The sequence below is a fragment of the Polaromonas sp. P1_E3 genome (genome assembly GCF_056405935.1).
Window position 1 is genome coordinate 49,814 of the sequence record NZ_JBFUBD010000003.1, and the last position, 12,109, is coordinate 61,922.

The following is a 12,109-nucleotide window of genomic DNA, read 5'->3' on the forward strand; positions in this document are numbered from 1 at the left end:
CTTGAGTGTTATGAATGAATTTTTCAAGTATCCGTGCGCTATTGCAGCGCACAAATCAGTATTTACGCTTGGGAAATTCCTTGGCTGCCACTTCCATCGGAAAAATTCCCTCTTCAGTAACGATACGTTTCTGAACCGGCTTGCCGGCCTTGATGTCTTTTACGGCCGCCATCAGTTGCGGGCCCAGCAAGGGGCTGCACTCCACAGAGACATTGAGCTTGCCGGCCATCATGGCCTCGAAAGCACCCTTGACGGCGTCGATCGAGATGATGGTGATGTCCTTTGCCGGCTTCATGCCTGCCTCTTCAATCGCCTGAATTGCGCCGATGGCCATGTCGTCGTTATGCGCGAAAAGCACATTGATCTTTTTGCCTTCGGCCTTGAGGAACGCCTCCATCACTTCCTTGCCCTTGGCCCGGGTGAAGTCACCTGTCTGGGAGCGGATGATCTTGAACTTCGGGTCGGCCTTGATGATTTCTTCAAAGCCTTTTTTGCGGTCGATGGCCGGTGCGGAGCCTACCGTGCCTTGCAGCTCGACGATATTGACCTGGCCGCTTGTGCCCTTCATTTTTTCGACCAGCCAGCGGCCTGCCTTGCGGCCTTCTTCGACAAAGTCCGAACCCATGAAGGAAACATACAGCGAGGTGTCCTTCACGTTGACGGAGCGGTCGGTGAGCACCACGGGAATCTTGGCGGCCTTGGCTTCACGCAGAACGGTTTCCCAGCCCGACTCGACCACAGGCGAGAACGCGATCACGTCCACCTTTTGTGCAATGAAGGAGCGGATTGCCTTGATCTGGTTTTCCTGCTTTTGCTGCGCATCCGAGAACTTGAGTTCGATGCCGGCGTCTTTTGCTGCTGATTTGATGGATTCGGTATTGGCGGTGCGCCATTCGCTCTCCGCGCCGACCTGGCTAAAGCCCAGCACAATAGGCTTTTGCGCCCATGCTGAAACCGGCAGCAGGCCGGCAATAGGGGCGCAGGCGAGTGCGGCAGCGAGGGTACGGCGTTGGATTTTCATGTTGTCTCCTTGGTTGAAATGGAACTGACAGCTCTCTCTTGAATCTCAATTGCTCAGGCCAGAACGTATCCGGTTTTGACGGTGGTGTAAAACTCGGCGGCGTACCGGCCTTGCTCACGTGCACCATAACTCGATCCCTTGCGGCCACCGAACGGTACGTGAAAGTCGACACCCGCTGTCGGCAGGTTCACCATGGTCATACCGACCTCGGCATGGCGCTTGAAGTGCATGGCATGCTTGAGCGAGGTTGTGCAGATGCCTGCGCACAGGCCAAAAGGCGTGTCGTTGGCCATGGCCAGTGCGTGGTCAAAGTCATCGGCCTGCAGGACACAGGCTACCGGCCCGAATATCTCCTCGCGCGCGATGCGGTGTTCCGGCCGGGCCAGGAAAAGCGCCGGGTTCATGTAATAACCTGGTGTCGGGCGTTCCAGCAGCTCGCCGCCCCAGACATGCTCGGCGCCCTCGTTGCGCCCTATATCGAGGTACGACTGGTTCTGCTCGAGCTGGCCGCGGTCAACGACCGGCCCCATTTCAATGCCCCGCTCCAGCGCATGGCCCACCTTAAGCGCGGCAATGCGGTGGCGCAGGCGCGCAACGAATGCATCGTGCACCGGCGCTTCCACAATGAGGCGGCTTGAGGCGGTGCAGCGCTGGCCGGTCGAAAAGTACGAGCCTTGCACAGCGCACTCGACAGCCTGGTCAAGGTCGGCATCGGCCAGCACCACCAGGGGGTTTTTACCGCCCATTTCAAGCTGCACCTTGGCGCGGCGCGCAGAAGCCGACTGGAGGAGGCGCTCGCCGGTTGTCACCGAGCCCGTGAAGCTCAGTGCATTGACCAGCGGATGGTCGACCAGCGTTTGCCCGACTTCCCGGCCGCTGCCCATGACGAGGTTGAACACACCCGCCGGCAACCCGCAACGGCTGATGATTTCGGCCAGCGCCCAGCCACAGGTGGCGACCAGTTCGGCCGGTTTGAAGACTACCGTGTTGCCGTAGGCCATTGCGGGGGCAATCTTCCAGGCCGGAATTGCCAGCGGGAAATTCCACGGCGCAATGATGCCCACCACACCGACCGGTTCACGCGTCACGTCGACCTGGACGCCGGGGCGCACCGACGCCATGGTCTCCCCCTGAACGCGAAGCGCTTCACCGGCAAAAAACTTGAAGATCTGGCCGGCCCTTGCCGCTTCACCCACGCCTTCGGGCAGTGTTTTTCCCTCTTCCCGTGCGAGCAGCAGGCCCAGCTCATCCTTGCGCGCCAGGATTTCGGTGCCGATCTGGTCAAGCACGTCGGCCCGGCGTTGCGGGGTGCTGTGGCTCCAGTGCGGCAGGGCTTCCGCAGCCGCCCGGATGGCAACCTCGGTCTGGGTGCGGTCGGCGCGCGCATATTCACTCACCACTTCCCGCGTATCCGAGGGGTTGGTGCTGATACCTGTGGTGGTGCCCGTTTCCCAACGCCCATTGATATAAAGCCTGGCGTTTTGCTGCAGTTCGCCGAATTTCATGAAAGCCTCGTTTTCATAGCTTCGCAGTCTATGATCAGTTTTGATATCAATCCAATCATTTTTTTGCCAAAATAGATATCGTTCTACGCATTCTGGAAAACCCCATGAGCACTTACAACCACTGGTTCATCCGCGCACGGCTCAAAACCCGGCAGTTGCTGCTGCTGGTCGCATTGGCGGAGGAAGGCAACATTCATCGCGCGGCACAGGTCCTCAGCATGACCCAGCCAGCGGCTTCCAAGCTGCTCAAAGATCTGGAAGACGTGCTCGAGGTGTCACTGTTTGAGCGCCTGCCCCGCGGCATGCGGCCTACCTGGTACGGCGAAACCATGATCAGGCATGCACGCATGGCACTGGCCAGCCTGAACCAGGCCCATGATGAACTTACCGCGCTCAAAACCGGGCACTTCGGCCATGTGGGCATCGGTGCAATCACATCGCCCGGGCTGGCCTTGCTGCCGTCTGCAGTGGCCGTGGTCAAGCAGGAGCACCCCAGCCTGCGCATTTCACTGGACATCGAAACCAGCCCGGTGCTGCTGGAGCGGCTGGAGCAGGGCAAGCTGGACATCCTGGTAGCGCGGCTTTTTGCCGAACATGACAAGACCAACCTGCGTTATGAGCCCCTGATCGAAGAGCCGGTATGCGCCATGGCAAGGCCGGGACATCCGCTGCTGGGGGTCTCGGGTCTCACCCTGCGGGATGTGGTCGCGGCTGCCTGGATCGTGCCCCCTGCGGGCAGCGTCCTGCGGCACCGGTTTGAGTTGATGTTCCGGGAGGACGGGCTCGCACCGCCGATCAATGTGGTGGAGTCTTCAGCGCTGCTTTTCATTACGCGCATGCTCCAGCAAAGCGACATGGTGGCCGTGGTCGCGGCCGATGTGGCGCGGTATTACGCAGCGCACGGCATCGTTTCGGTGCTGCCGCTGGAGATGCCCTGCCACATGGACGCCTTCGGCATCATCACCCGCACCGACCGGCTGCCATCGCCGGCCGCCAAGGTCATGATGAAAGCGCTGAAGACAGCAAGCCTGACACTCTACGGCCGTAAGCTGGAAGCGGATTAAAAACCTTCGCCACCCTTCACCGCCCGGGCCAGGACACCGCGGAACCGGCTTTGCCGGGCCGCTGGTACCGCCCCCTGAGGGGCTGAGAGCCGCGGCTCCAAGCCTGCCCGCGCAGGCTTGGACGGCTCCGAAGAGCCGTCGCCTCGGGCGACGGTACGGGGCGCCGCAGGCGCTTCGGGGGAGGTTGGCCTACACCCAGCCGGCGTCGACCTTGAACTCCTGCGCGGTGCACATGGCGGCATCATCGGATGCCAGGAACAGCACCATGCGCGCGATGTCGTGGGGCAACAGCTTGTCGGGCAGGCACTGGTTGCGCTCGAGTTCCTTCTCGCCTTCGGCATTCAGCCAGAGCTTGATCTGCCGCTCTGTCATGACCCAGCCCGGCGACACGGTATTGATGCGGATGCGGTCGCGGCCCAGTGTTTTGGCGAGCCCGCGCGTCAGACCGTTCACGGAAGACTTGGCGATGGCGTAGCACGGGTAGCCGGTTCCCTTGCCCTGCCAGCCGGTGGAGCCGAGGTTGATGATGGAGCCGGCGCCGAGCCGCTGCATGCCGGGCACCACCGACTGGATCGCAAAAAAAGCCGGCCGTTCGTTGATCGCGATGCGGTCGTCGTAATAAGCGGGGGTGACGGATTCCAGGCTGTGGCGGTCGTCGCTGGCAACGTTGTTGACCAACACCGAGAAGTCGCCCAATGCGCTTGCCGCATCGGCGACGGCCGACTGCAGCGCGGCCACGTCCCGCACATCGCAAGCGCGCCACCACGGACGGGCATGCCCCGCATCCGCCAGCTGCTGCGCAAGCGCCTCGCTGGCTTCGCCGGCGACATCAATGAAGGCCACGCGCGCGCCCTGCTGCGCAAATGCCGTCACGATGGCGGCGCCTATGCCGCTTCCGCCCCCGGTGACAAAAACGGACCGCTTGTTCAGGCTGGGAAAGACGGACAGGGTTTCGGTTGAAGGAGCGGTGCGCATGGGTATGGAGCTGGAAATGTTCGACATTGCAATTTATGTATCAATCAATTAAAAAATAATAAGTTTCCAACATCACTATGCATTGATATCATCCATCGCGTCAAGAGGCCAAGGGTCGGCACTATGGGCCCGCAACATGGAGACGTGAGTGACATTGATCCCGGACACGCCTGCGGTCACGCATCGGCAGCGGCCAGCCACACCTGCTCCCGGCATGGTTCATTGCCTTGATCCCGCGGGCGCCCTGCTCGGTGAAGGTACCTTGTGGTCGCCCCGTGAACAGTGCCTGTACTGGGTCGACATCCTCTCACGCCGCCTGCACCGCTTTCACCCAGCTACCGGCGAACGCAACACCTGGGCCTTTGACGAGGAAATTTCTGCGGTGGCCGAACGAACCCATGCGCCCGGCCTCATTGTGACGCTGCGGCGCGGCTTTGCGTTGTTTGACCCGGCTTTGGGCGACCAGCGGCCACGCTACCTGCACCAGCCGGAGCCGGCGCTACCGGGCAATCGCTTCAATGACGGCAAGTGTGATGCACAGGGCCGTTTCTGGGCCGGGACCATGGACTTTGACTGTCTGGCCCCGACGGGCGCGCTATACCGCTATGACCCAGACGGCAATTGTACGCGGCATGACGAGGGTTTCGCCGTGACCAACGGCCCCACCTGGTCCGCCGATGGCCGCACACTTTATTTCAACGACACCGTTAACAACCGCATCCATGCCTATGACTTCAATGGTGCGGCGGGGACCTTGTCCAACAAGCGCCTCTGGCTGGCCTTTTCGACGGAGGACGGCGTGCCCGATGGCATGACCACGGATGCCGCCGGACGGCTGTGGATCGCCCACTGGGGCGGCGCCTGCGTCAGCTGCCACGACCCGGTCACCGCAGAGGAGCTTTGCCGTGTACCGCTGCCCGCAAGCCAGGTGACCAACTGTGCCTTTGGCGGGCCGGACATGCGCACACTCTTCATCACCAGCGCCCGCATCGGGCTCACCGCTGAACAGCTCGCCGCGCAGCCGCTGGCGGGCGGGCTTTTCGCGGTGGCCATCGACAGCCCCGGTGTGCCGGCCGGGCTGTTTGGCGGCTGACTTTTGTACAAAACTTCCTTTACGTTCGCATACGTTCTTGTATTCCTGGTTCTTCAATATCCCGCCATGAAAGTTCTTCCATGACCGATTCCACACACCCTGTTGTCTGGCTGCGCCATGCCGGCCAGCGCCTGGGGCTGGTGCCTTCACTCGGCGGCAGCGTGGCCGCCTGGCAGCTGGACCGCCCGCAAGGCCCGCTGGATCTCTGGCGGCCCTGGGATGGTCAAACGGAAGACCTCTACCAGACCGCTTCATTCGCCATGGTGCCGTGGTCCAACCGTATCAGCGGCGGCGGGTTTACGCATGAAGGGCAATTTCACGCCATGCGCCTCAACCGCGCGGGCGAACCCTATCCCATCCACGGCGACGGCTGGTTGCAGCCCTGGCAAATTTCGCAACCGCAGGACAACACCCTGGTGATGACACTGGTGTCACAGGGCTTTGACGGCAACCCCTATGACTACGAAGCCGTGCAGACCTTCCGGCTTGTCGAGGGCGGGCTGGACCAGCAGGTGCAGGTGCGCCACCTGGGCCTTACGCCACTGCCGTATGGCCTGGGCGTGCATCCCTGGTTCCCCCGCACCCCGCAAACGCGGATCACCGCGCCGGTAGAGGGGGTCTGGCTCTGCGCTGAGGATCCGATGCCGGTCGCGCACACCACCACCTTCCCGGCAGGCTGGGACCTGAACAAAGGCGCGCCGGCCAACGGCCCGCTCATTGACAACGGCTACACCGGCTGGGGCGGCAAGGCCGGCATCGCCTGGCCCGAACTGGGCCTGCAGGTCACGGCCCGAATGCCGGACTTTGCACGCGATGGCGGTGCTGCGCAGCACTTCTGCCTGGTCTACCGGCCACCACAGGGGTCCGCGTTTTGTTTTGAGCCCATCACACAGCCCATTGATGCCTTTCACTTGCCGGGCCGGCCCGGCTTGCGTGTGCTGGGCCCCGGGGAACAGTTTTCGCTCAACATCCAGTGGCGCATCGAGCCCATCGGCGCGCAAGGCTGAACTGCAGCGGAGGTATTTAAACCTGGCCCGTCAGGCGGCGGGCTGCTTGAAGCACCGGTTTGACGTGGCGTTCGCTGTAACGGTTGCCGGGCATGGTGAGCGTCAGTGCGCCTGCCAGTGAACCATCGGCCCCAAACACCGGGGCCGAAATACCGGCCACCTCGGCCAGCCGGTCGCCCACGGCCGTGTAGTAACCCTGCTCACGGATCCTGGCGTACAGCTGACGGTCTTTTGGGCTGCCAGCCCTTACCTGTCCGGCGCCAAACGCTATCAAAATACGAGCACCCGTTCCGCGGTCGGCGGGTAGCAGATCGCCTGCCTTGATGTGGTCACGGATGGGGTGCGGCGAATCCACGCGGTACAGGCACAGGCGGGCTTCGCCCTGGCGCACATGGTAGGCCGCGCTCTCGCCGGTGGCTGTCACCAGCTCACGCAGCACCGGCAACACCACACGGTCCAGCGAAAAGGAAGCGGCGTAAACGCCATGCAGCCGCGCCACTTCTGCACCAAGTGCGTAGCGGCCATCGGCAAGCCTCTGGACCAGCCGCGCGTGCTCCAGCGAGGCCAGCAGCCGCAGCACCGTGCTCTTGTAAAGCTGCGTGCGCTCCGCCAACTCACCCAGCCCCAGTGAAATGTCGCCCGCCCTGAAGGCTGACAGCAGCGACAGGGCCCGGTCCACTGCCGCGGCGCCGCCGGGCGCGGCATGGGTGTCTGCAACAGATTCGGTCTGGGCTTTGCGCGGCATGGCTCAATCTCCTGGGCCTTCGTGTCGATTGCCCGCTTGACAGTGCCGGCAACCTGCTTCATTATTTCATTAGAAAGAATATGGTTCTATCTTACAGAATACTGAAGGTGATGCAAATCTCCCAGCCCAACCAGGTGCTGATCAGTGAAGTCGGCCCGCGCGACGGCCTTCAAAGCGTTTCCCGCACCATGGCGACCGCCGACAAGCTGCGGTGGATCACCGCCCTGCATGCGGCCGGCCTTCGCGAGATTGAAGTGGGTTCGTTTGTTCCCGCCAGACTGCTGCCGCAAATGGCCGATGTGGCTGAGGTGGTGCAGCACGCGCTCACCTTGCCCGGCCTCACGGTCATGGCCCTGGTGCCCAATCGCCGCGGCGCTGAAGCAGCGCTGCAGGCCGGCGTGCACAAGCTGACCATGCCGGTATCAGCCAGCGCAGCGCATTCACTGGCCAATGTGCGCAAGACGCGCGAAGAGATGGTCGAAGAAGTGCGGGCCATTGCCGGCCTGCGCCGCGAGCTTGCACCGCAGGTCAAACTCGAGGCCGCCATCTCTACGGCGTTCGGCTGCACGCTGCAGGGAGTGGTGCCTGAGGACGATGTGATCCGGCTGGCCGCCCAATGTATTGCCGCCGGCGCGGATGAGTCAGGCTTGTCGGACACGGTCGGTTATGCCAACCCCGCGCAGGTGCACCGCCTCTTCAGGCGCCTGCGCGCCGAGCTTGGCGCCAAGGCCGGCGCGGCGCACATGCACAACACGCGCGGCCTGGGCCTGGCCAATTGCCTGGCCGCGTATGAAGAAGGCGTGCGCACTTTCGATGCCTCGCTGGGCGGCCTGGGTGGCTGCCCTTACGCACCAGGCGCGTCGGGCAATGTGGTCACCGAAGATCTGGTCTTCATGTTTGAGGCCATGGGCGTTTCCACGGGGGTGGACCTTGCAAAGCTGATGGCCTCGCGCGAGCCGCTCAAGGCCGGATTGCCGGGCGAACCGATATACGGCATGACGCCCGAGGCGGGCCTTCCCAAAAATTTTGCACAGGAAAGTTTGCATGCCTGAAGCCAGCATATCCGGCGAACAAAGCCTGCCCTATGCAGGGCTGCGTGTCGTCGAATTCACCCACATGGTCATGGGCCCCACCTGCGGCATGGTGCTGGCCGACCTGGGCGCCGAGGTCATCAAGGTGGAGCCGATCTCGGGGGACAACACCCGCAAGCTGCTCGGCTCGGGTGCGGGATTTTTCCCCCTGTTCAACCGCAACAAAAAAAGCATTGCCGTTGACCTGCAGACCCCCGAGGGACGTGAGCTGGTGCTCAAGCTGGTTGCCACCGCCGACATCGTCAGCGAGAACTTCAAGCCCGGCACCATGAAAAAGCTCGGCCTGGATTACGCCAGCCTCTCGCAGCTCAACGAGCGCCTGATTTACGTGAGCCACAAGGGGTTTCTGCCGGGGCCCTACGACCACCGCACCGCACTCGACGAAGTGGTGCAGATGATGGGTGGCCTCGCCTACATGACGGGCCGCGCCGGCGACCCGCTGCGCGCCGGCAGCAGTGTCAACGACATCATGGGCGGCATGTTTGGCGCCATCGGCGCGATGGCCGCGCTGGCCGCGCGAGAGAAAACAGGCAAGGGCCAGGAAGTGCAGGCCGCACTGTTTGAAAACAATGTTTTCCTGGTGGCCCAGCACATGATGCAGTTCGCAGTGACCGGCCAGCCTGCCGCGCCCATGCCCAGCCGCATTTCAGCCTGGGCGATTTACGACGTGTTCACGGTCAGGGACGGCGAGCAGATTTTCCTGGCCGTGGTCAGCGACACGCAGTGGGCCGTTTTCTGCGACGCTTTTGGGCTGCAGGAGCTGCGGGCCGACCCCCGGCTTGTGACCAACAACGACCGGGTGCTTGCGCGCGAATGGCTGATGCCCCTGCTGCGCTCGCACCTGGCTGGGCACAGCGCGGCCGAACTGGGCGCCGTGTTTGAAAAACATGCGCTGCCGTTCGCGCCCATCACCCGCCCGCAGGATTTGTTTGACGACCCGCACCTCAAGGCCACGGGCGGGCTGGCGCCCATCACCTTGACTGACGGCGCCCGCGCGGGGGAAAAAAGCGCCACCGTGCTGCTGCCGCTGACCCTGGGTGGCAAGCGCCCGGGGGTGCGCCTGAACCCGCCCATGCTTGGCGAACACACCCGCGAACTGCTGCGGGAGCTCGGTTATGACGAGGACGCCATCCAGGCTCTTCAGGCCAACCGTGTGACACGCTGAGTTTTTTGCTATAGAAAATATAGCTGCCTGCGCACGGCTATCAAGGGCTGGAGGTACTTTTCATAAACAACTCGGCACACACGCCGCGCAGCCAGCGGGAGGCCGGGTCGTGGTGGTAGCGGGCATGCCAGTGTTGCTTCACGGTAAATCCGGGAATCGCCAACGGGCAGGGCAGCACCTGGAGACCAGCGGCGCGGGCCAGGGTTTCGCCGATGTGGCGCGGCAGCGTGGCGATCAGGTCGGTGGTCGACAAGATGGCCGAGAGGCCCAGAAAGCCCGGCAGCTCCAGCAGAACCCGGCGCGAGATGTTTTGTGACGCCAGGGCGCTGTCCAGCAGCTGGTAGCCGGTGCCTGAGCTGATGCCGATATGCGCCTCGGCCCGGTAGACGTCCAGGCTCCAGCCGGCGCCTGATTCGCTGCCCACCCGCGGATGCCGGGCATTGGCCAGGCAAATCCAGTCCTGGCCATACAGCGTCTGCTGGTAAAAGCCCGTGTCGAGCCAGGGCAGAAAGCCGACAGCCAGATCGGCCTCGCCTGCCTGCAGGGCATGCGCCAGGCCGGCGTCGATACGCGCGGCTTCCAGCGCCACGCCCGGCGCCACAGCCCGCACATGGGACAGCAGCCGCGGCAACAACGTAACGTGGCTGGCGTCGGTCATGCAGATGCGAAAGCGCCGCTGTGCCGTCGACGGTTCAAAGGCAGCCTCTGACTGGGCCAGCCGTTGCAACCCGCCCAGCACTTCGCGCACCGTGGTGATCAGCGTGTCGGTGCGTGGGGTAGGCAGCATACCGTCGGCCGTGCGCACAAATAGCGGGTCACCAAGCTGCTTGCGCAGGCGCGCCAGCCAGATGCTAACCGTGGGCTGGCTTTGCCCCAGGGCCTCTGCCGACCGGGTGACGCTGCGGGTGGTGTAGAGCTGGTCCAGCAGCCGCAACAACTTGATGTCCAGCAGATCCAGGTTTTCCATACCTCTATTGTGATATGCAATGGTTAGTATTGTCACTACTGCATAGACGACATGGTGGAGCCCCGCCCAAAATCCGCTCCTGAATCACGAAGGAGTTGTGCAGTGAAGATCTGTGTTCTGGGCGCCGGCGCGCTGGGCTGCGCACTAGGCGGCGTGCTGACGGAGGCTGGCCACGAGGTCTGGCTGATCAACCGCAATGTCGCCCAGGTGGAGGCCCTGAACAGCCGCGGGCTGATCCTGCGCGACGGCGGTATAGACCGTCGCGTGCCGGTGCATGCTGCCACCTCTGCCAGAGGCGTGGCCATGGACACCGGCGTGGTGGACCTGGTGATCGTGCTGGTCAAGTCCTTCGACACCCGCCCGGCCATGGAGGCAGCCCTGTCGCTGCTGGGGCCGGACACGGTCGTTCTGTCACTGCAAAACGGGCTGGGGCACGAAGACATCCTGGGCAGCATCGTGGGCCGCGAGCGTGTGCTGGCCGGCAAAACCTATGCGGGGGGCACGCAGCTTGGCGCCGGGCATGTGCTGATTGGAACGCGCGGCAAGGACACCCACCTGGGTGAACTGGACGGCTGCATCACGGAGCGCGTGCAGCGCATTGCCGCCGCCTTCAACGCCGCCGGGCTCGACACCACCGTCAGCCGCAACATCATCGGCACCATCTGGGACAAGCTCCTGGTCAATGTGGCCACCGGCGCCGTCAGCGCCGCCACGCGCCTGCCCTATGGCGAGATGTACCAGGTGCCCGAGCTTGAGGCCTGCGGCATTGCGGCCGTGGCCGAAGCCATGGCGGTGGCGAAAGCCAGCGGCGTCACGCTGGCTACCACCGACCCGCGCCAGCCGTGGGTCAAGGCTGGCGAAGGCCTGCCCTACGCGTTCAAAACCTCGATGCTGCAAAGCCTGGAGAAGGGCTCAATCACCGAGATCGACTTTGTGAACGGCGCGGTAGTGCGCCAGGGCGCGAAATGCGGCGTACCCACACCCGTCAACCAGGCCCTGGTGGCCTGCATCAAGGGTATTGAGCGCGCGCAGCCTCGTCAACGCGATTCAAAAGAGCACACCATGGCCCCTCACAAACAAAAATCCTATGTAGAACACGTTGCGGTACGCGTCAAAGACATCCAGTGGCACATCAACTTCTTCCTGGAGGTGCTGGGCATGGATGTGCGCGAGATCGACGGCCCCACGGACGCACCGCACCAGTACTGGACGATCGGCGGCCTGCAGCTCATGAGTACGCCCGGCTTTGCGGCGCCGCCGTCCAACGACGCGGGCTGGCTGGCGCATCTGGGCATCATGGTTGACGACCTGGAGGTAGCCCTGGCCGGGTCGAAGGCATGGGGCGTCAAGCAACTGCCCCAGGGCCGCAACTGGCTGCAACTGCCCGACGGCCTGGCCGTCGAGCTGATCCAGGCCAGTACCGGCAGCGTGTCTGCTGTATTGGCAATCAATCCCAGAGCCGCCACAGTCTGAAAG

At 63.3% G+C, this 12,109-nt stretch carries 11 protein-coding genes and 1 pseudogene; 7 read left to right on the plus strand and 5 right to left on the minus strand.

Translation table 11 applies throughout. From position 1 onward, the window contains the following. Positions 1-55: 55 nt before the first annotated feature. Together AC1D0Z_RS01325 and AC1D0Z_RS01330 are read right to left on the minus strand one after the other, a co-directional pair. Positions 56-1,021 carry an ABC transporter substrate-binding protein gene (locus AC1D0Z_RS01325; RefSeq protein WP_477656446.1) on the minus strand — a complete coding sequence of 322 codons (966 nt, stop codon included), beginning with the start codon at positions 1,019-1,021 and terminating at the stop codon, positions 56-58. A gap of 53 nt (positions 1,022-1,074) precedes the next feature. Continuing rightward, positions 1,075-2,526: an aldehyde dehydrogenase family protein gene (locus AC1D0Z_RS01330; RefSeq protein WP_477656447.1), complete on the minus strand. Its 1,452-nt coding sequence runs from the start codon at positions 2,524-2,526 to the stop codon at positions 1,075-1,077. 104 nt (positions 2,527-2,630) lie between these two features. Here AC1D0Z_RS01330 and AC1D0Z_RS01335 point away from each other — a divergent pair, with 104 nt between their 5' ends. Continuing rightward, positions 2,631-3,590 (plus strand): LysR substrate-binding domain-containing protein, encoded by a 960-nt coding sequence (locus AC1D0Z_RS01335; RefSeq protein WP_477656448.1) that lies wholly within the window; start codon positions 2,631-2,633, stop codon positions 3,588-3,590. Positions 3,591-3,779: 189 nt separating this feature from the next. Here the strand turns inward: AC1D0Z_RS01335 and AC1D0Z_RS01340 are convergent, their stop codons facing one another. Next, positions 3,780-4,592: an SDR family NAD(P)-dependent oxidoreductase gene (locus AC1D0Z_RS01340; protein ID WP_477656449.1), complete on the minus strand. Its 813-nt coding sequence runs from the start codon at positions 4,590-4,592 to the stop codon at positions 3,780-3,782. A 187-nt stretch (positions 4,593-4,779) separates the two neighbouring features. Here AC1D0Z_RS01340 and AC1D0Z_RS01345 point away from each other — a divergent pair, with 187 nt between their 5' ends. Continuing rightward, on the plus strand, positions 4,780-5,658 hold the full coding sequence (locus AC1D0Z_RS01345; RefSeq protein ID WP_477656493.1) for an SMP-30/gluconolactonase/LRE family protein: 879 nt from the start codon (positions 4,780-4,782) through the stop codon (positions 5,656-5,658). 80 nt (positions 5,659-5,738) lie between these two features. After that, on the plus strand, positions 5,739-6,665 hold the full coding sequence (locus tag AC1D0Z_RS01350; RefSeq protein WP_477656450.1) for an aldose 1-epimerase: 927 nt from the start codon (positions 5,739-5,741) through the stop codon (positions 6,663-6,665). 16 nt (positions 6,666-6,681) lie between these two features. On the opposite strand, the gene AC1D0Z_RS01355 is transcribed toward AC1D0Z_RS01350, so the two are convergent. Beyond that, positions 6,682-7,410 (minus strand): IclR family transcriptional regulator, encoded by a 729-nt coding sequence (locus tag AC1D0Z_RS01355; protein WP_477656451.1) that lies wholly within the window; start codon positions 7,408-7,410, stop codon positions 6,682-6,684. A 110-nt stretch (positions 7,411-7,520) separates the two neighbouring features. Between AC1D0Z_RS01355 and AC1D0Z_RS01360 the strand changes: the two genes are divergently transcribed. Both AC1D0Z_RS01360 and AC1D0Z_RS01365 read left to right on the plus strand, forming a co-directional pair. Continuing rightward, the gene (locus AC1D0Z_RS01360; protein ID WP_477656452.1) at positions 7,521-8,462 is read left to right on the plus strand and encodes a hydroxymethylglutaryl-CoA lyase; all 942 of its coding nucleotides are present in this window, start codon (positions 7,521-7,523) and stop codon (positions 8,460-8,462) included. Then, on the plus strand, positions 8,455-9,666 hold the full coding sequence (locus AC1D0Z_RS01365) for a CaiB/BaiF CoA transferase family protein (RefSeq protein WP_477656453.1): 1,212 nt from the start codon (positions 8,455-8,457) through the stop codon (positions 9,664-9,666). Before AC1D0Z_RS01360 ends, AC1D0Z_RS01365 begins: the two co-directional genes overlap by 8 nt. A 40-nt stretch (positions 9,667-9,706) precedes the next feature. On the opposite strand, the gene AC1D0Z_RS01370 is transcribed toward AC1D0Z_RS01365, so the two are convergent. After that, a complete protein-coding gene (locus tag AC1D0Z_RS01370; RefSeq protein ID WP_477656454.1) occupies positions 9,707-10,633 on the minus strand; it encodes a LysR family transcriptional regulator in 927 nt (308 codons plus the stop codon). 102 nt (positions 10,634-10,735) lie between these two features. On the opposite strand from AC1D0Z_RS01370, the pseudogene AC1D0Z_RS01375 reads away from it, so the two are divergent. Next, positions 10,736-11,677 (plus strand): annotated as a pseudogene (locus tag AC1D0Z_RS01375) (ketopantoate reductase family protein); the annotation flags it as partial. 18 nt (positions 11,678-11,695) lie between these two features. Then, positions 11,696-12,106 carry a VOC family protein gene (locus AC1D0Z_RS01380; RefSeq protein WP_477656494.1) on the plus strand — a complete coding sequence of 137 codons (411 nt, stop codon included), beginning with the start codon at positions 11,696-11,698 and terminating at the stop codon, positions 12,104-12,106. Positions 12,107-12,109: the final 3 nt, after the last annotated feature.